Consider the following 16,801-nt stretch of genomic DNA (forward strand, 5'->3'; position numbering starts at 1 on the left):
CGGGCGGCATGCTCCAGCGGGCGATGATCGCCCGCGCGGTGGCCTGCTCGCCGCAACTGATCATCGCCGACGAGCCGACGACGGCGCTCGACGTGACGGTGCAGGCGCAGGTGCTGGATCTGCTCGCCGGCATCCAGCGCGAGGTGGGCGCGGGCATGCTGTTCGTCACCCACGATCTGGCGGTCGCCAATGTGGTGGCGGATCGGCTCGCCGTGCTCAGGGGCGGCCGGCTCGTCGAGGAAGGCCCGGCCGCCCAGACGCTGCGCGCACCCGGACATGCCTACACAAGAGCGCTGATCGACGCGCTGCCAAGGCCGCGCGAGGACACGGGCACACCGGCAGCGGCCACCGATCCCGTGCTCGACATAAAGGGTCTTTCGGTCGGCTTTGCAGCGAGCAAGGGCCTACGCCGCACCGGGATGACCCCAGTGCTCGACGATGTCAGCCTCGCCGTTGAACGCGGCACGATCCTGGGGCTCGTCGGCGAGAGCGGCTCTGGCAAGACCACCCTGGCGCGCGCCGCGCTCGGCCTCGTTCCCGCGCAACGGGGCACGATTTCCTATCGCGGGCGGGACAGAGCCGATCACGCGGTGCGCGAACTCAGGGGCGCAAGGCTGAAGGGCTATTGGCGGCGCGCCCAGATGGTGTTCCAGAGCCCCTATGCCTCGCTCAATCCCTGGCAAACCGTCGAGCAGACGCTGGTCGAACCGCTGATCGAGCACGGGCTGGCGGGGCGGGGCGAGGCGCGCGAACGGGCCGCGGGCATGCTGGAACGCTGCGGTCTCGACCGCGACGTGATGAACCGCTTCCCGCACGCCTTCAGCGGCGGCCAGCGTCAACGCATCGCCATTGCCCGCGCGCTGGTGATCGAGCCGGAACTTCTGTTCTGCGACGAGCCGCTGTCGGCGCTCGACGTATCCACCCAGGCGCGCATCATCGCGCTGCTCAGGGAGCTGCGCGCCTCGCTCAACCTGTCGGTCGTGCTGATCACCCACGATCTCGCCGTGACCACGGCGCTGTGCGATGCGGTCGCGGTCATGCATGGCGGCCGGATCGTCGAAACCGGTCCCGCAGCCGCCGTCTCGCGATCTCCCCAACAGCCCTACACGCGGCGCCTTTTTGCGGCGGCGCCCCGACTCGAACTCAACTGAAAAGACCAGAACGCGATGGACACACCCAACATCCTGCTCATCTATGCCGACCAGTGGCGTCTCGATCAGTTCGGCGCGCCGGCCTCCCATACGCCCAATCTCGACGCGCTGGCCGCGCAGGGCGTGAGGTTCGCCCGGCACTATACGCAAGCCATCCCCTGCGCGCCGTCGCGGGCGAGCCTGTTCACCGGGCTCTACGCGCAGACGCACCGTGTCGTCGGCAACGGTGTTCCGCTCGATGCCCGCCACCGGACGCTCGGCCACTATCTGCGGGAAGCCGGCTATGATCCCACCCTGTTCGGTTACACCGACACGACGCTCGATCCGCGCACGCTTGGGCCGGGCGATCCGCGCGCGGCAGGCTACCAGATCCTGCCCGGGCTTTCGGAGGGCTGCCACCAGCCCGATGACAGCCCCTCCCAATGGCTTGCGCACCTGCGCACCAAAGGGCTTGCCGTCGAGGGCACCGGCGACGCCTATGCGCCGGACCGGTCCCGGCCCAACGCGACCGGCGGGGCCGGCGGCCAGCCGGCCCGCTATGCCGCAGAGGACAGCGACACGGCCTTTCTGACCAACCGGCTGATGAGCTGGATCGAGCGCCAGGCTCCCGGCTGGTGCGCGCTATTGTGTTATCTGCGGCCGCACAATCCGACGATCGCGCCCGAGCCCTACAACGCGCTCGTCGACCCGGACAGCCTTGCCGCGCCGATCCGCGCCGTCGCGCCCGAAGAGGAAGCGGCCCTCCATCCGCTGATGGCGCAGCAGATCGCCGAGGGCGACGCACGGATCAAATGTCACCCCGATCTCGCCGGGCGCGTCGCCGACGTGGCCGAGGCCGACTGGCGCTCGCTGCGCGCGGTCCATCTGGCGCTGATGGCCGAGATCGACGCCAATCTCGGCCGCCTGTTCGACCGGCTCAAGGCGTCGGGCGACTGGGACAATACGCTGATCCTGTTCTCGTCGGACCATGGCGAGGCAATGTTCGACCACTATCTGTGCAATCAGGCGGCATGGACCGAGCAATGCGCCCATGTGCCGCTGATCGTGCGCGATCCGCGGCCGGCCGCAGACGAAACGCGCGGGACCCTGTGTTCGGCCTTCTCGGAGGCGATCGATACCATCCCGACCCTTCTGGCCTGGCTCGGCGCGGACATCCCCGATCATCTCGATGGCGCTTCGCTGACGCCGTTCCTGAACGGGCAGACACCGCTCGGGTGGCGCGATCACGTAAGCTGGGAGTTCCACTACCGCGCCCCGGTCGCCTTCGGCGGCCGCCGGGTGCCGCCCCAGGACACGCAGATGACGGTCTATCGCGACGCCGCCTTCAAGCATGTGCATTTTCCGGGCCTTCCGCCGCTCCTGTTCGACATGGCGAACGATCCCGAAGAACGGGTCAACCTTGCCGCCGACCCGGCCAACATGCCGATCGAGCGCGACTATCTGAACCGTCAGTTCAGCAAGCGCCTGCGCCACGATGACCGCACCTTCTCCCCCTATCGCTAGAATGATCCGCCAGGAGTATCCGATGACCAAGATCGCCATGATCGGTGCGGGCAGCACCGTCTTTGTCAAACACCTTCTGACCGACCTGTTCCTGACGCCGGAAATCGGCGCGATGGACATCGCCCTGATGGACATCGACCCCGACCGGCTGGCCACCTCCGGCCGTGTCGCCGAAAACCTGGTGGCCCGTACCGGCGCCGATGCCCGTGTGACGATGTCGACGGATCGGGCGCCGGCGCTCGACGGCGCCGACTTCGTCATCGTCATGATCCAGGTGGGCGGTTATCGCCCGGCGACGGTCACCGATTTCGAGGTGCCCGAGCGGCTCGGCCTGCGCCAGACCATCGGCGATACGATGGGCGCCGGCGGCATCATGCGGGCGCTGCGCACCGTGCCGGTGCTCGTCGACATCGCCGACGACATGCGCCGCCTGTGCCCCAACGCGCTGATGCTGCAATATGCCAACCCGATGGCGATGATCTGCTGGGCGCTCGACCGGCTCGCGCCCGATATCCGCGTCGTCGGCCTGTGCCATTCGGTCCAGAAGACCGCGCAGATGCTGGCCGATCATCTGGGCGAGGACATGGCCGACATCAGCTATGACTGCGCGGGCATCAACCACATGGCGTTCTTCACCCGCTTCGAAAAGCTGATCGCCGGCGGCCGCCAGGACCTCTATCCGCGCCTGCGGCAGGTCGAGCCGCCGGCCGACGAGCGGGTGCGCTACGACATCCTCAAGCGCTTCGGCCGCTTCGTCACCGAAAGCTCGGAGCATTTCGCCGAATATGTGCCCTGGTACATCAAGCGCGACCGGCCGGATCTGATCGAGCGGTTCAACATCCCGCTCAACGAATATCCGCGCCGCTGCGAGGCGCAGATCGAGCGCTGGGGCACGCTGGAGAAGACCCTTCTGGCCGACGATGCCACAGCGCTCGAACGCAGCGTCGAATATGCCGCCGACATCGTGCGCGCCCATATCGGCGGGCCGCCGGCCGTGATCCATGGCAACGTGATCAATCGCGGCCTGATCGACAATTTGCCCGAGGGCTGCTGCGTCGAGGTGCCGTGTCTGGTCGACCGGAGCGGATTGACGCCGGTCAAGGTCGGCGCGCTGCCGGTTCAACTGGCCTCGCTGATGCTGACCAACATCGCCGCCCAGGCCTGCGCGGTGGACGCGATGGTGACCGGCGACCGCGAGCAGGTGCGCCGCGCCATGGCGCTCGACCCGCACACCGGGGCCGAACTGTCACTGGATCAGATCTGGGCGCTGGAGGCCGAACTGCGCGCCGCGCATGGAGAACTGGTCGGACAGTGAGTGTCCGGCCTGGCTCGGCGCACTGCCGGGTGAGGGCGGCCAAAAGATCCGGACCGTCTTCGCCATGGATTGCTAATCGGTCTCGCCGGCAAAGCTGCCGAACCCCACCGTATAGGACCATTGGCTGGTTTCGGGCGCGCCGGCGCCCGCGAGCGGGTCGACGAAGCCGATATTGCGGATAGAGATCTCCAACGGCACCGGCACCATGGTGATGACCGACAGTTCGATCGCCGCGCCCGACTGATCGCGCGCGCGGCGCACCGCGTTGAAGACCGGCATCCCGGAAGCGATGCCGAGAAGCGCGGCCCGATCGCCATCGACGACCGCCGGCAGATAGCTGTCCTCGGCGGTGACGACCGTGCGGTTGAACTGGTTGCGCAGCACCGAGTAAAGCGAGCGGTCCAGATGAGCCAGTTCCAGGCCTGGCAGGATGGAAAGGTTCAGACTGGTCTGGACCACGGCCAGCGGCCGTCCGTCGGCCGATATCAGCCGCCTGTGACGGTAGACATGGCCGCCGGCGCCGATGGCGAAGAAGGCGCATTCGTCGGCGTCCGCTATCGCCTGGCCGCTCGAAAGCACCTTGAACTCCGGCGTCAGGCCCTGGCCGGCGATGCCTTCGGTGATCGAAGTGATGGCGCGGTATCGCTTGGCCACGCCGGTGGTGTTGATGAAGGTGCCCATGCCGTGGCGGCGCACCAGCAGCCCCTCGCGGACAAGAACGTCCAGGGCCTGCTGTATGGTCCGCCGGCTGACGCCCCATTCCCCGGCGAGCGGCAACTCACCGTCGACCTTGTCCTTGTAGTAGCCGGACACGATGCGCGCCCGCAGCGTTTCGGCGATCCGGATGTAGACCGGACGATGATCGTTTGTGCGAAGCGCTGCGAGGGTCACCTGTCCTTTGCCTTGCCCGCGGGGAGCGGTCCTGCTGTTTCATTTGAACTGTCGAGCATAAAGATCGGCGACCTGCTTTTCCATATTGGCCAGAACGGCCTCGATGATTTTCCCGCCCTTTTCCGCCGTCGCCGCGCGCGCATCGCCGAGCACCGGGCTGTCCGTGAACTCGGTCCAGCGATAGGCGACCGAGCCGAAATCGCCCGGAAAATCGGGATAGTTCTCGACGGCCTTGTCCATATCGACGATCTCGGGCGCCAGATGCAATGCGTAGGAAGTCTCGATTTCGCAGGCATGCATGTAGGCCGGGTGCGCACGCGGGCGCTCGCGCACCTGCTCGACCACCTCGTCGGCGCCCGGATAGAAAAGATGGGCGATGGTGAAACCCTCGTCCTTCGCCAGCCGCTGCGCGTCGCGGACGGCGATGGCGTTGCCCATGTGCGCATTGACGATCGCCATCACATTCATGCCCTTTGCCCTGGCCGCGCGGGCGAGCTCGACCAGGGTCCGCACAACGGTGGCATGCGAGATGCCGAACGTTCCGGGCGCGTCGGCGAGCGACCAGACCTGTCCGAATGGAAGGACGGGCATGAGCAAAACCGGCGTGGTGTCCGCAACCCGGCGCACGAGCGCCTCGGCGAGCCGGTCCGCGAGGATGTTGTCGGTGCCCGCCGGCAGGTGATCGCCATGGCTCTCCACGGCCCCCAAGGGCAGGATCAGAACGGGCCGATTGCGCAGCGCTTCGGCCATTTGCGCATCGTTCATGCCCGAAATCGCGGTCGGGCTCTTCGTGCGATGGCGGCTCATGGCTTGAACACGAAAGCGCGCTTGGGGTTTTCGATGAAGAACTTGTCAACCAGCGCCTGCCCGTCGAGACCGGCCTCGCCGGCCTGCTCGATGAAACGCGGGACCCAGCTTTCCAATATGTAGCCCAGGCCCAGCCCGCCTTCGCCATAGTTGCGATACATCGTACGCCGGGCAATGTCGCCGCCGACGACGATCTGGTCCTCATGGCCGTGCCTGACCAGGTTCACGATGCAGTCGATCAGGATGCTCTCGGGATGGTACTTGATGCGGCTGATCCCGTCGAAGCACAGGAAAACGCCAGCCTCGGCGGCCTTGCGATGAACCCAGTGGTCCGGATTGCGGTCGACATGGGCGATCGTCAGGCGCGAGGGGTCCACGCCCTCCTGCCGCAGGATTGCGATCTGCTCCAGGATCAAGGTGCCCAGTTCGGTGTGGGCATGGAGCGGACAGCCGGTTTGCTTGTGCGCGTCCAGGACAGCGCGCACCATCTTGTCCTCGGATTCCGAGATGGTGTTGTAGCCGGTGCCGAATTTGGCGACGCCGCCCCTGAGGTCCGTGCCGTCCATTCCTTCGGTCAGTTCGCGCACCACATGGTCGCGGATCTCGGCCCGGCTGCGGCCGTCGATCCAGTCCTGGAAGGTGCCGCCGGTGCCCGCCATCGGGCCGGGCCACATGATTTTCTTGTTGAACCCGGCGGTGGCGATGATTCGGATGCCCGTGCGGTCGGCGATCCGCTTGAGCGCGGCAACGTCGCGTCCATAGTCGATCGCGGTGGCATCGTAGATGGCCTCGCCGCCGGCCGCGGTGAAGAGCCGGACGTCCTCGATGGACGCTTCCACATCGTCGATCATGAAATCGGCAAGGCCCTGCTCCTTCCAAAGCGGCGGCACGCAATAAAGGTGATCGTGGGCATAGGTCCGGCCGAGTGCGTCTGGCGCGATGTCCCCGCCAATGGTCCGAATGAAACTCATGGCTTACGTCTTCCTTGTGTGGTTGGCGAGCGCAAGGGCGATGACGATGATCGCGCCCTGCGTGATGAAGCGGGCGCCCGGTGGCAGCGACAGCACGAACAGCAGGCTTTGCAGGAAAAACAGGATCAGCGCGCCGGCGGCGGCGCCCGCCGGTGCGAAGACCCCGCCGGCGAACGCCGCACCGCCGATCACGGCCGCCGCGATCGAATCGACCGTGTAGGCATCGGCAATGCCGATCGAGGCCATGCCGGTGATGGCCGACAGGAGAATCCCGCCGATGCTCGCCAGCAAGCCGCACAGCACGAAGGACACGATCACCATGCGCTCGGCCGCGATCGCGTTCATCTTCGCTGCGCGGATATTGGCGCCCGACAGCAGCATCTTCCGGCCGGGCAGCGTATAATGGACGAAGACCATCAGAGCGATGCCGATCGCGGTCCAGATCACCACAGACCACGGAACGAGGCCGAGCAGCCAGCCCTCGGTGATGACGCGAAAGCCCGCCGGGATCGAGCCGCGCGGGCTGCCGCCCGTATAGACGAGTATGATCCCGGCAAGGATCAGCGAAGTGGCCAGGGTGGCCAGGAAGGAGGGAATGCGCAGCAAGACCACCATGATGCCGTTGGCCATCCCGACCAGCAGCCCGCAGGCCAGCGTCAGGGCCAAGGCCGGGACCATGTTCTCCATCGCGCCGGCAAAGGTGGTTGCGAGGACAACGTTGGCCAGGCCCGCCGTCGCGCCGACCGAAAGATCAAGGCGCCCCATCAGCAGGATCAGCGCCTGGCCGATGGCGATGATGCCGAGTGGAGCCGCCTGGCGGGCGTTGTCCATCAGTTGGTTGAAGGAGACCTGCCCGGTCGCGGCGAACAGGACCGCCAGCAGGGCGACAAGAAGGCCAAGGGCGCGCAGCGTCGCGCCCGAAGGCCGGCCATGGGCCATCACGGTCGCCACGCCCATCTCAGTCTCCCACGCCGCGGCCGCGCATGAACAAGACCAGCGCGGTGATGAAGATCAGGCCCTTGGCAATGGCCTGGTAGCTGGTGTCGAGCTGCAGGAGGTTGAAGGCGTTGTTGACCAGAACCAGCGCGATTGCGGCGAACAGCACGCCGATCAGGTTGCCCCGGCCGCCCTTGAGCGCGACCCCGCCAAGGATTGCCGCCGAGACCGCGTCGAGCGTGTAGGGCTCGCCGATCAGCGGATCGCCCGAAAGGATGCGGATCGACAGGAACACGCCGGCCAGCGCGGCGAACACACCGCTTGCGCCATAGACGGCCAGATCGATTTTCGCCGGCACCGCGCCGTTGGCGAGCGCCGAGCGCGGATCGGAACCGAAGGCGTATATCGACCGGCCGAACCGGGTCCACCCCATGAAGACGAACATAAGCGCATAGGCGCCAAGCACGATCAGGAGCGGCGGACCCAGCACGTTGCCGCCGCCGAGGAAAGCGGCATAGAAGGCATAGTCGACCGCACCGCCCGGCGAGGGCAGGATCAACAGCGTGGCGCCCTTGACGATCGCTGCCGTTGCCAGGCCCATCACCAAAGGGTTGATGCGCAGCACGATCACGCCGGACGCGGTAAACAGCCCGCACAACAGCCCGGCCGACAGCGCCAGCGGAATCGCAAGCGAACCGATGGCGTCGGAGGTCAGCGCCATGACCGCCGTCGCAAGGCTCATGATCGAACCGACCGACAGGTCGATGCGTCCTGCGAACAGGACCAGCGCCTGGCCGAGCGCCACCAGGGCCAAGGGCAGCATCCGAACGGTGAGGTTGGCCAGATTGTTCTCGGTCAGAAAGGCCGGCGAGACCGATGCGGCGATACCCGCCAGCACAAGGACAAGCGCGAGCGCCGGCAGCGACAGCAGCAGGTTCGCACGCAGCGAGCCCTCAAGCATGGGCGGCCTCCCGCGCGTCGGCCCGCATGCCGGCCGCGTGGCGCATGATGGTCTCTTCGGAGAAATCCGGCCGCGCGATCTGGGCGGTCACCTCGCCCTCGTAGAGCGTCAGGATACGATCGGAAAGCCCGATCAGCTCAAGCAAATCCGAACTGATCAGGATCACGGCGACGCCCTGCGCGGTCAGATCGCCCAGCAGCCCGTAGATCTCCGTCTTGGACCGGACGTCGACGCCCTTTGTCGGCTCGAACAGCACAAGGAGCTTGGGCAGCCGGGCCAGCCAGCGCGCGAACACCACCTTCTGCTGATTGCCGCCGGACAATTGGCGCGCCGGTTGTCCAAGGTCGGTCGAGCGGATCGAAAAACGCGCGCGGGCCGATTGCGCGAAAGCACGTTCGGCGGCGATGGGCAGGAAGCCGAAGCGCGACCGCTCGCCGATCGCAAACAGGCTCATGTTCATGTAGATCGGCAGGTCGAGGGCGAGGCCTGCCGTTTTTCGGTCGTCGGGAATGGAGGCGATCCCGGCCGCGACCGCATCGGCCACCGACCGGATCGAGGCCGGGCGACCTTCCAGTTCGACCTTGCCGGACATGAAGGGGCGAAGTCCGCTCAGGGCCTCGGCGAGCGGCGTCTGACCCTGCCCTTCAAGGCCCGCAATTCCCAGGATTTCGCCCCGCCGGACCGTCAGCGAAATCGGCGGGAGCGACCTGGTGGAGGCGCGATCAAGGGACAGGACCGGCGACGCGCCGCCAGGTACGCCCGGCCGCTCGGCAAAGACGTTGGTCAGGGTGCGGCCGACCATGGCCCGGACCAGCCGGTCTCGATCGAAACTGTCGCGCCGCGCATCGAGCGTGACCGCGTCGTCCTTGAGCACGACGGCGCGGTCGGCCGCCTCAAGCACCTCGCCGAGCCGATGCGAGATGAAGATGATCGCGGTGCCGCGCGCCTTGAGCCGGCCCATGAGGTCGACAAGCGCATCGGCCGCCCGCGCCGACAGCGAAGCGGTCGGCTCGTCCAGAACCAGCACGCTCGGCTCGTGCAGAACCGCCCGGGCGATCTCGACCATGTGCCGCTCGGCCGCCGACAGTCGGCCGCCTGCCCGGCGGGGTGCGATATCGAAGCCGAGATCGGCCATCAGCGTGCCGCACCGGCGGTGCATCAGACCCTGGCGGATCAGGCCCAAGCGGTTGCGCGGCTCCCGACCGAAGAACACGTTTTCGGCAACCGTCAGATCCGGCACGATGGTCGTTTCCTGGTGAGCGATGGCGACGCCCTTTGCCATCGCATCCGTCGGGCCGCGCGGGTCGAAGGGGGCGCCGGACAGCACCATGCGGCCCGAATCGCGCCGCACGCTGCCCGAAACGATGTTCATCAGCGTGGACTTTCCCGCACCGTTCTCGCCGACGAGCGCGAGAACCTCGCCGGCGAAAAGGTCGAAGCCGACGCCACGGAGCACGACGTTGAAACCAAACGCCTTGTCGATTCCCTCAAGGCTCAGAACGGGTGCGCGGGCATCGGTCATCGACAAGGTCCTGGTGCAGCGAGGATCGGTCCGGACATTCGGACGGCCGGGTGCGGGCCTTCATGGCCGCACGATTTGAACGGCGGCTCGGGCGGCGGATATGCGCCCGATCGTTCCGGCGACACCGCAGCTTCAGTCCTTGAAGGTCGCGCGCACCTGCTCATCGCTCAGGCGGGTATTGGCCCAGAACGAATCGGACAAGTCGTCGCGCACGAACGCTTCAAGCCTGTCCGCCGTGATCATCGGAACGGGAAAGACGGTGTCCTTTTCGACATCCTCGCCCTCAAGCAGACGGAGCGTCACCCGCAAAGCCTCCGACCCGAGCCAGGTCGGCTTGGACGGAGCGACGGAAGCGAACCCTTCGTCCTTCAATGCGGCCCAACGCTTCAGATAGCCGTTATTGTCCTCTCCGGCCATCGGCACGAGCGGACGCTGCGCCGCCTCGAAGGCGTCGATGGCGCCCAGCGTCATCGCGCCGCCCTGCGACCAGACGCCGCCGATCTGCGGATTGGCCGCCAGAAGGTTCGACATGGCGACCTTGGCCTGCGCGTAGTCCCATGAAGCGTCGACCGCGCCGATCACCTCGATGTCCGGATACCGGTCGAAGACCTCCCGCGCGCCGGCCCAGCGGTCGTCGCTGGCCGATATGCCCGAAATGCCGTTCAGCGCGACGATCCGGCCCTTGCCGCCCAACTCGTCGGCCAGCCATTGTGCGCCAGCCTTGCCGAAATCGACATCGTCAACCGTGACGAGCGCATCATAGTCGTCGCTGCGGATCTTGGATGCCAGCAGCACCACCTTGATCCCTTCGGCGCGAGCCTTCTTCAGTGCCGGCACCAGCGCGGTCGGCGAAATCGGTGTGGTGATGATCGCATCGACGCCCTGGGTAATGAGATCCTCGATGTTGGAAATCTGCTTGTCGACGTTCAGCTCGGACTCGACGAACACGGCATTGACCTTGTCACCGTTCCGCTCAACTTCCGCCTCGAACTCTCGATAGAGCTGAACCGACCAGGAATTGCCGGCAAAATAGATGTCATAGCCGACGTCAAAGGTCTCCGCGGCGGCCGCATGCGCGGCAAGCGCCAGCGCGAGCAGGCCGGCGGCAAATGTCTTGATGGGCATCATGGCTCCTCCCTTCCGATGATCCGACCAAGACATGGTATCTTGTATAGTCAAGCAGTCAAGTGAGCACGCTCAAGCCGGACCTTGCCCGACGGAGATGGGCTGGGCGGGCCGTCCGGCCGGCCGCCGGCGTGCCGGCATCCCGTTTTCCGGCCAGCATTCACGAGACGAAGGCGAGCGACCAAGCCGTTCTATGCGTTCTTGTCGGCGGCGGGTTCGGCGACGGCATCGCCCCAGGCGGTCATGGTTTCGGTGGCGCCGTACCGTATCTCGCCGTCGTCCAGAACGCCGGCCGGACAGGCGAACGGATAAGGCATCAGCGAACGGCGGACCGACGTTACCGGCGCCAGCGCTTTGAGTTCGGCGACCACCTCCGCGGACAGCGCGGCATCGGCTATGATGCAATCAGCGCCTGACACATCAATGCGCGGCCGGGCAAAGGCGGCGCCCAGATCCATCCCGAAATCGGTCAGCGAAGCGGCCAGTTGCATGACCGCCGAGACGATCTTGCGGCCGCCCGATGCGCCAAGTGCGAAACGCCGCCCGCCCGCCTGCCCGATCAGCGGGCACACGTTCATCAGGCACGTCTTGTCCGGTCCAAGCGAGTTCGGCCGCCCCTGCACCGGGTCGAACCACATGATCCCATTGTTCATGAGGAAACCGGTGGACGGTGAGACGATCCGCGCGCCAAACAGCGACAACAGCGTCTGGGTGTGCGCGACCATGTTGCCATCGCGATCGACCACGCAGAAATGGGTGGTGGACCCCGGCGCTGCGGGCACCTGGCCGTCCTGCCCCATGTCCGACAGCCGCTTGCGATAGGCGCCGAGCAGGGCGCGCGCATAAAAGGCAAAGGCGGCGTCGGGCGTTGTTTGCGGCTCAGCTTCCAGCGCCTGCATTGCATCGGCAAAGGTCGGCCCCGCGGTCAGCCCCGGCATCACATGAAACAGCGCGTCGCGATAGCGCACCGCAAGGGGCGCGTGGAACGTGGCGCGATTGGCCTCAAGGTCGCCGATGGTCAGATAGCCGCCCTTGTCGCGCACATCGCGCGCCATCGCCGCGCCCACATCGCCGCCGTGAAGCGCGCTTGCGCCCTCGCGGGCCAGAACATCGAGGCTGTCGGCCATGGCCGACTGATCGAGCCTGTCGTCGGCAAGCGCCGTCCAGGAAAATGGCCGCGGCCATTGGCCGTCCGACAGGAACAGGGCGGCCGCATCGGGATCGCGGGCAAGATCGCGGGTGGCGCTGGCGATGATCAGCGAGGCGTACCAGTCGACGGCCATGCCCTGGCGCGCATGATCGATCGCCGGCCGCACCAGGTCCGCCCACGGCATCCGGCCCCATCGCCGATGCGCCGCTTCCAGCCCATCGACCGTGGCCGGCACCGCCACCGCCCTGGCGCCGATCACATTGCGGTCTTCAACCACCTGTTCCCAGGGGAACAGGTCGCCGGCAACGCCCTGCCCCGACAGCGGAAAATCCTCGATGCGCAACCCGGCGGGCGATCGCATGCCGAAGTTCAGAGCATGAGCGGCCCCGTCCGCGGACCGCCAATGGACGGCCGCGCCGCCGCCCGCGGGCCCGGACATCCAAGGCTCCACCACCGCACAGACAAAGCCGCAGGCAATCGCCGCATCGACCGCGTCGCCTCCCGCCCGCAGCGCTTCCGCGCCGGCCTCGGCCGCCTGCCGGTGCTGGGCGGCGACGATCCCGCGCGGCGTCTGAACCACGTGCTTGCGGATCTCCATCGTCGCCGAAAGCGCGCCCGGCATCACGCTTGCAGACGGCACATGAGGGATGCCGCGAAGCGGCCGCGCTGGACCAGCGTATCGACTCGGATATGCTCGTTGAGCGTATGCGCGTCGGCGCCGCCCACACCGATGCCGTCGAGCGTGGGAATGCCGAGCGCGCCGGTGAAATTGCCATCCGATCCGCCGCCCTGGGATTGGCCGGTGATCTCGATGCCGATCTCGGCGCCGATCTCCCGCGCCAACGCCAGCATCGCCATTGTACCGGGCTGATCGGGTTCCCAGACAGGACGCGTTACGCCGCGTCGGACCTGCATCAACACATCGCCATCGGCATCGTTGAGGGCCAGCATCCTTTCGACACCCTCATCGAGGAGCGCTTGCGTCTTGGCCATGGACAGCACTTCGGCCCGGCAGTGGGAGGAAACGCAATTGACCCATTGCCCGCCATGAAACACCCCGACCGAGAAGGTGCAGTCGGGCGTCGTCATCGCTTCGATCTCGCCCACGGCCCTTGCCATCCGGGCGATCGCCGACCGGCCCTGGGCCAATGCCGCGCCGGCATGGCTGGGGCGGCCCTCGGTCTTCAAATCGAAGCGGGCGATGGCGTAACGGCCGATCACCGTTTCGCCGTTGGGTCCCGACGGTTCCGGCACCAGAACATATTTGTGCCGCCTTGCTTCGGCCTCGATCAACTCGCGGGTGGACGGTGTGCCGATTTCCTCGTCGGGCGTAAACAGGACCGTGACCGGCAGCGGCGTCTCGATGCCCGCCGCCAGCAGTTTGCGCAGCGCATCCAGATAGACATAATTGCCGCCCTTCATGTCCCAAAGGCCCGGCCCGCGGCAGATGTCGCCGTCGCGCCGGAAGGGCAGCTTTTCCAGCGTGCCGATCGGGTGCACGGTGTCGAGGTGACCCAGAACCAGAATGCCGCCCTCGCCCATTTTCGGGTGCGGCATGGCCGCGCGCACGCTGTCGCCAAGTCCCATGCGGCCGGCAATGCGCTCGGTCGCAGCGCCGAGCGCGGCCAGTTCATGCTGGGCGACATCCATCATCCGGTTGACGGCGGAAGCATCGAATGTGGGGCTCTCGGTCTCGACCCAGAGCTTGAGCCCTTCGAGCATCTCGTCGGTGTCGAACGGCAGATCGAGCGGGTTTCTCATCGTCAACCTCCTGTTTCCTGCCGCCGCCTCAGCGGCCGGCATCCACCGGCAGGCGGGTCTCCACGATCCGGGCGTAGATCGATGCGCCCACGGGCAGGATCGCATCGTCGAGCACGAAAGCGGGATTGTGCAACGGCACGCTGCCCGCATGGCCGACCCGGCAATAGGCGCCCGGCACGCATTTGAGCATGTCGGCGAAATCCTCCGAGCCGGTCAAAGGGTCGCTGGTTATGCGCGCGCCGTCAGCCCCCACCACGTCGGCGGCCGCCGCGATATAGGCCTCGGACAGTTCGCGATCGTTCATCAGAACATCGAACACATTGCGCAAATCAACATCGATCTCGATCCCGTGGGCTAAAGCCAGGCCGCAGCACAACTCGCGGATCCGCGCTTCGGCGATCTCGATCACATCGTCGTGGAAATAGCGGATCGTACCGGTGATCGCGGCGCTCTCGGGCACCACATTGTAGGCCGAGCCCGCATTGAAGGTCGTCACCGACAGGACGATCGGCTTGGTCGGCGGCGTGTTGCGGCTGACGATCAGTTGCAGTTGCTGCACCAGCGCGGTGCCGATGGCGATCGGGTCCCTGGACTGGTGCGGCATCGCCGCATGGCTTCCGGTGCCCCTGATGGTGATGTCGAAAAAGCTGGCGCCGGCCATGGCCACGCCGGGGGTCACCGTCACCACGCCCGGCCTGGCATTGGGGTCGTTGTGCATGCCGTAGATTTCGTCGCAAGGAAACCTTTCGAACAGTCCCTCGGCGATCATCCGGCGCGCGCCGCCAAGGCCCTCTTCGGCCGGCTGGAAGATCAGCACGACGGTACCGTCGAAATCGCGCGTGGCAGCCAGATAGCGCGCCGCCCCCAGCAGCATGGTCGTATGGCCGTCATGGCCGCAGGCATGCATCCGGCCCGGACTGGTCGAGGCGTAGGGCACGCCCGACGCTTCCTCGATTGGAAGCGCATCCATGTCAGCGCGCAGCCCGATGCGGCGGTTGCCGCCGCCCTGCCCCCCGATCAGGGCCACGACACCGGTGCCGCCAATGCCCTCATGCACCTGGTCGACGCCCCATGCGCGCAGCTTTTCGGCAACGATCGCCGCGGTGCGGGTCTCCTCAAAGCCCAGTTCCGGATGGGCATGGAAATCGCGTCTTATGGCCGTGAGCTCTTCGGCGAAACTCTGGATCTGCGCAATGACGGTCATGCAATGGCTCCCTGCGTGCTTGGCGCGCCGGAGCGCGCGCGGAAATTGGCGAAATCCCAGTGGCGGCCCGGCGCGGCCTCGATCAGCGTGCAGGTATAGTCGTGCCGCGGCGCGGCGAGCACCTCGCCCGCCGTCCCGTGCTCGACCACCAGCCCCCTTTGCATGACCACGACATCGTCGCAGATCTGCGCGGCCACCCGCAGATCATGGGTGATGAACAGCATGGCGATGCCGAACCGCTGCTGGACATCGTCGAGCAGGCCCAGAACCTGTGCCTGAACGCTGACATCGAGCGCCGAGACAGCCTCGTCGGCGACCAGAAGAGCAGGCTTCATCGCCACGGCCCGGGCAATGGCGATGCGCTGGCGCTGCCCGCCGGAGAACTGGTGCGGATAGCGGCCGAGCGCGTCGCGCGGCAGTCCGACCAATTCCATCAGTTCGGCCGCATGCGCCATCGCCGCCTCTTTCGCCGTGCCGAAATTGATCGGCCCCTCGCACAGCGAGCGCGCCACGGTCCAGCGCGGATTGAGCGAGCGATAGGGGTCCTGGAAGACGATCTGCAAATGCTTGCGGTGCGGCCTGAGCCGGCGAGGCGACAGGCGCGAAATGTCCTGTCCGGTCACGTTGATCGCCCCGCTCGTGGGGTCGATCAGCCGCATGATGCAGCGCGCGACGGTCGACTTGCCCGAGCCGCTTTCGCCGACGATGCCAAGCGTGCGGCCCGGCGCGATCTTGAAGCTGACATTGCGTGCGGCCCTGACGCCTTGCGAACGGGCGAACCAGCCGCTGCCGCCATAGGTCATGTCAAGGCCGGCGACATCGAGCACCGCCTCGCCGCCCGGAGGGGACCGTGCAGGACGCGGTGCCAGATTCGGCACCGCGGTCAGAAGCTTTCGCGTGTATTCGTCTTTCGGCGCCGTGAGCAGTTCACCGATCGGTGCGCTTTCGACGATCCGGCCATGGCGCATGACGCTGACCGTGTCGGCGATTTCAGCGACCACGCCCATATCGTGGGTGATGAACAGGACGGCAGTGCCATGACGCTCCTGCATCTCCTCGATCAGTTTGAGGATCTGTTGCTGGGTTGTAACATCGAGCGCCGTTGTCGGCTCGTCGGCAATCAGAAGGTCCGGGTCGAGCACCAGCGCCATGGCGATCATGATGCGCTGGCGCTGACCGCCCGAAAGCTGATGGGGAAAGGCGGCATGGACGCGCTTGATGTCGGGTAGGCGCACCTGCTCCATCATGTCCAGCGTGCGGGCCCGCGCCTGGAGGGCGGACAGATCGGTGTGCATGTTCAGCACTTCCTCGATCTGATCGCCGACCCGCATCACCGGATTGAGCGCGGTCATCGGCTCCTGGAAGATCATGGCGATCCGGCGAGCCCGCAGATCGCGCATCTGGGCATGGCTGGCGGTGGTGATCTCGAACCCGTCAAGGTCGATGCTGCCGCCGCGCACCTTGAGCGCGCCTTTCGGCAGAAGGCCCATCGTCGCCAACGAGG

At 66.7% G+C, this 16,801-nt stretch carries 14 protein-coding genes; 3 read left to right on the top strand and 11 right to left on the bottom strand.

Annotation, left to right across the window (positions count from 1 at the left end; all coding sequences use genetic code 11):
* The 3 genes from AC5E6L_RS05905 to AC5E6L_RS05915 all read left to right on the top strand — a co-directional run.
* The coding region (locus tag AC5E6L_RS05905; RefSeq protein WP_491771923.1) for an ATP-binding cassette domain-containing protein at positions 1 to 1,151 on the top strand (1,151 nt) is incomplete at its 5' end.
* A gap of 15 nt (positions 1,152 to 1,166) precedes the next feature.
* Entirely contained in the window at positions 1,167 to 2,654 is a 1,488-nt protein-coding gene (locus AC5E6L_RS05910; RefSeq protein WP_491771925.1) for a sulfatase-like hydrolase/transferase, read from the top strand.
* A gap of 22 nt (positions 2,655 to 2,676) precedes the next feature.
* Positions 2,677 to 3,969, top strand: coding sequence for an alpha-glucosidase/alpha-galactosidase (locus AC5E6L_RS05915; protein WP_491771927.1), 1,293 nt, complete (start codon positions 2,677 to 2,679; stop codon positions 3,967 to 3,969).
* 72 nt (positions 3,970 to 4,041) lie between these two features.
* Here the strand turns inward: AC5E6L_RS05915 and AC5E6L_RS05920 are convergent, their stop codons facing one another.
* The 11 genes from AC5E6L_RS05920 to AC5E6L_RS05970 all read right to left on the bottom strand — a co-directional run.
* Entirely contained in the window at positions 4,042 to 4,860 is an 819-nt protein-coding gene (locus AC5E6L_RS05920) for a GntR family transcriptional regulator (protein ID WP_491771929.1), read from the bottom strand.
* A 39-nt stretch (positions 4,861 to 4,899) separates the two neighbouring features.
* Complete coding sequence (locus AC5E6L_RS05925) at positions 4,900 to 5,625, bottom strand: creatininase family protein (RefSeq protein ID WP_491771931.1); 726 nt, start codon at positions 5,623 to 5,625, stop codon at positions 4,900 to 4,902.
* Between the two features lie 38 nt (positions 5,626 to 5,663).
* Positions 5,664 to 6,638, bottom strand: coding sequence for a phosphotriesterase family protein (locus AC5E6L_RS05930; protein ID WP_491230868.1), 975 nt, complete (start codon positions 6,636 to 6,638; stop codon positions 5,664 to 5,666).
* Between the two features lie 3 nt (positions 6,639 to 6,641).
* A complete protein-coding gene (locus AC5E6L_RS05935; protein WP_491771933.1) occupies positions 6,642 to 7,595 on the bottom strand; it encodes an ABC transporter permease in 954 nt (317 codons plus the stop codon).
* Between the two features lies 1 nt (position 7,596).
* Positions 7,597 to 8,535, bottom strand: coding sequence for an ABC transporter permease (locus AC5E6L_RS05940; protein WP_491771935.1), 939 nt, complete (start codon positions 8,533 to 8,535; stop codon positions 7,597 to 7,599).
* Entirely contained in the window at positions 8,528 to 10,057 is a 1,530-nt protein-coding gene (locus tag AC5E6L_RS05945; RefSeq protein WP_491771937.1) for a sugar ABC transporter ATP-binding protein, read from the bottom strand. Before AC5E6L_RS05945 ends, AC5E6L_RS05940 begins: the two co-directional genes overlap by 8 nt.
* A gap of 132 nt (positions 10,058 to 10,189) precedes the next feature.
* Positions 10,190 to 11,185, bottom strand: coding sequence for an ABC transporter substrate-binding protein (locus tag AC5E6L_RS05950; protein ID WP_491771939.1), 996 nt, complete (start codon positions 11,183 to 11,185; stop codon positions 10,190 to 10,192).
* A gap of 188 nt (positions 11,186 to 11,373) precedes the next feature.
* Positions 11,374 to 12,972, bottom strand: coding sequence for a gamma-glutamyltransferase (locus AC5E6L_RS05955; RefSeq protein ID WP_491771941.1), 1,599 nt, complete (start codon positions 12,970 to 12,972; stop codon positions 11,374 to 11,376).
* Positions 12,954 to 14,093: a M20/M25/M40 family metallo-hydrolase gene (locus AC5E6L_RS05960; RefSeq protein ID WP_491771943.1), complete on the bottom strand. Its 1,140-nt coding sequence runs from the start codon at positions 14,091 to 14,093 to the stop codon at positions 12,954 to 12,956. Before AC5E6L_RS05960 ends, AC5E6L_RS05955 begins: the two co-directional genes overlap by 19 nt.
* A 28-nt stretch (positions 14,094 to 14,121) precedes the next feature.
* Positions 14,122 to 15,297 carry a M20 aminoacylase family protein gene (locus AC5E6L_RS05965; RefSeq protein WP_491230178.1) on the bottom strand — a complete coding sequence of 392 codons (1,176 nt, stop codon included), beginning with the start codon at positions 15,295 to 15,297 and terminating at the stop codon, positions 14,122 to 14,124.
* A partial coding sequence (locus AC5E6L_RS05970; RefSeq protein WP_491771945.1) for a dipeptide ABC transporter ATP-binding protein occupies positions 15,294 to 16,801 on the bottom strand: 1,508 nt, incomplete at its 5' end. The genes AC5E6L_RS05970 and AC5E6L_RS05965, both read right to left, overlap by 4 nt.

The sequence above is a fragment of the Roseitalea sp. genome (genome assembly GCF_984466335.1).

Bases quoted from the DNA above. Each gene is read 5' to 3' on its own strand.
- AC5E6L_RS05940 (WP_491771935.1), bottom strand. From the start codon at position 8,535: ATGCTTGAGGGCTCGCTGCGTGCGAACCTGCTGCTGTCGCTGCCGGCG.
- AC5E6L_RS05915 (WP_491771927.1), top strand. From the start codon at position 2,677: ATGACCAAGATCGCCATGATCGGTGCGGGCAGCACCGTCTTTGTCAAA.
- AC5E6L_RS05965 (WP_491230178.1), bottom strand. From the start codon at position 15,297: ATGACCGTCATTGCGCAGATCCAGAGTTTCGCCGAAGAGCTCACGGCC.
- AC5E6L_RS05930 (WP_491230868.1), bottom strand. From the start codon at position 6,638: ATGAGTTTCATTCGGACCATTGGCGGGGACATCGCGCCAGACGCACTC.
- AC5E6L_RS05945 (WP_491771937.1), bottom strand. From the start codon at position 10,057: ATGACCGATGCCCGCGCACCCGTTCTGAGCCTTGAGGGAATCGACAAG.
- AC5E6L_RS05950 (WP_491771939.1), bottom strand. From the start codon at position 11,185: ATGATGCCCATCAAGACATTTGCCGCCGGCCTGCTCGCGCTGGCGCTT.
- AC5E6L_RS05935 (WP_491771933.1), bottom strand. From the start codon at position 7,595: ATGGGCGTGGCGACCGTGATGGCCCATGGCCGGCCTTCGGGCGCGACG.
- AC5E6L_RS05925 (WP_491771931.1), bottom strand. From the start codon at position 5,625: ATGAACGATGCGCAAATGGCCGAAGCGCTGCGCAATCGGCCCGTTCTG.
- AC5E6L_RS05960 (WP_491771943.1), bottom strand. From the start codon at position 14,093: ATGAGAAACCCGCTCGATCTGCCGTTCGACACCGACGAGATGCTCGAA.
- AC5E6L_RS05910 (WP_491771925.1), top strand. From the start codon at position 1,167: ATGGACACACCCAACATCCTGCTCATCTATGCCGACCAGTGGCGTCTC.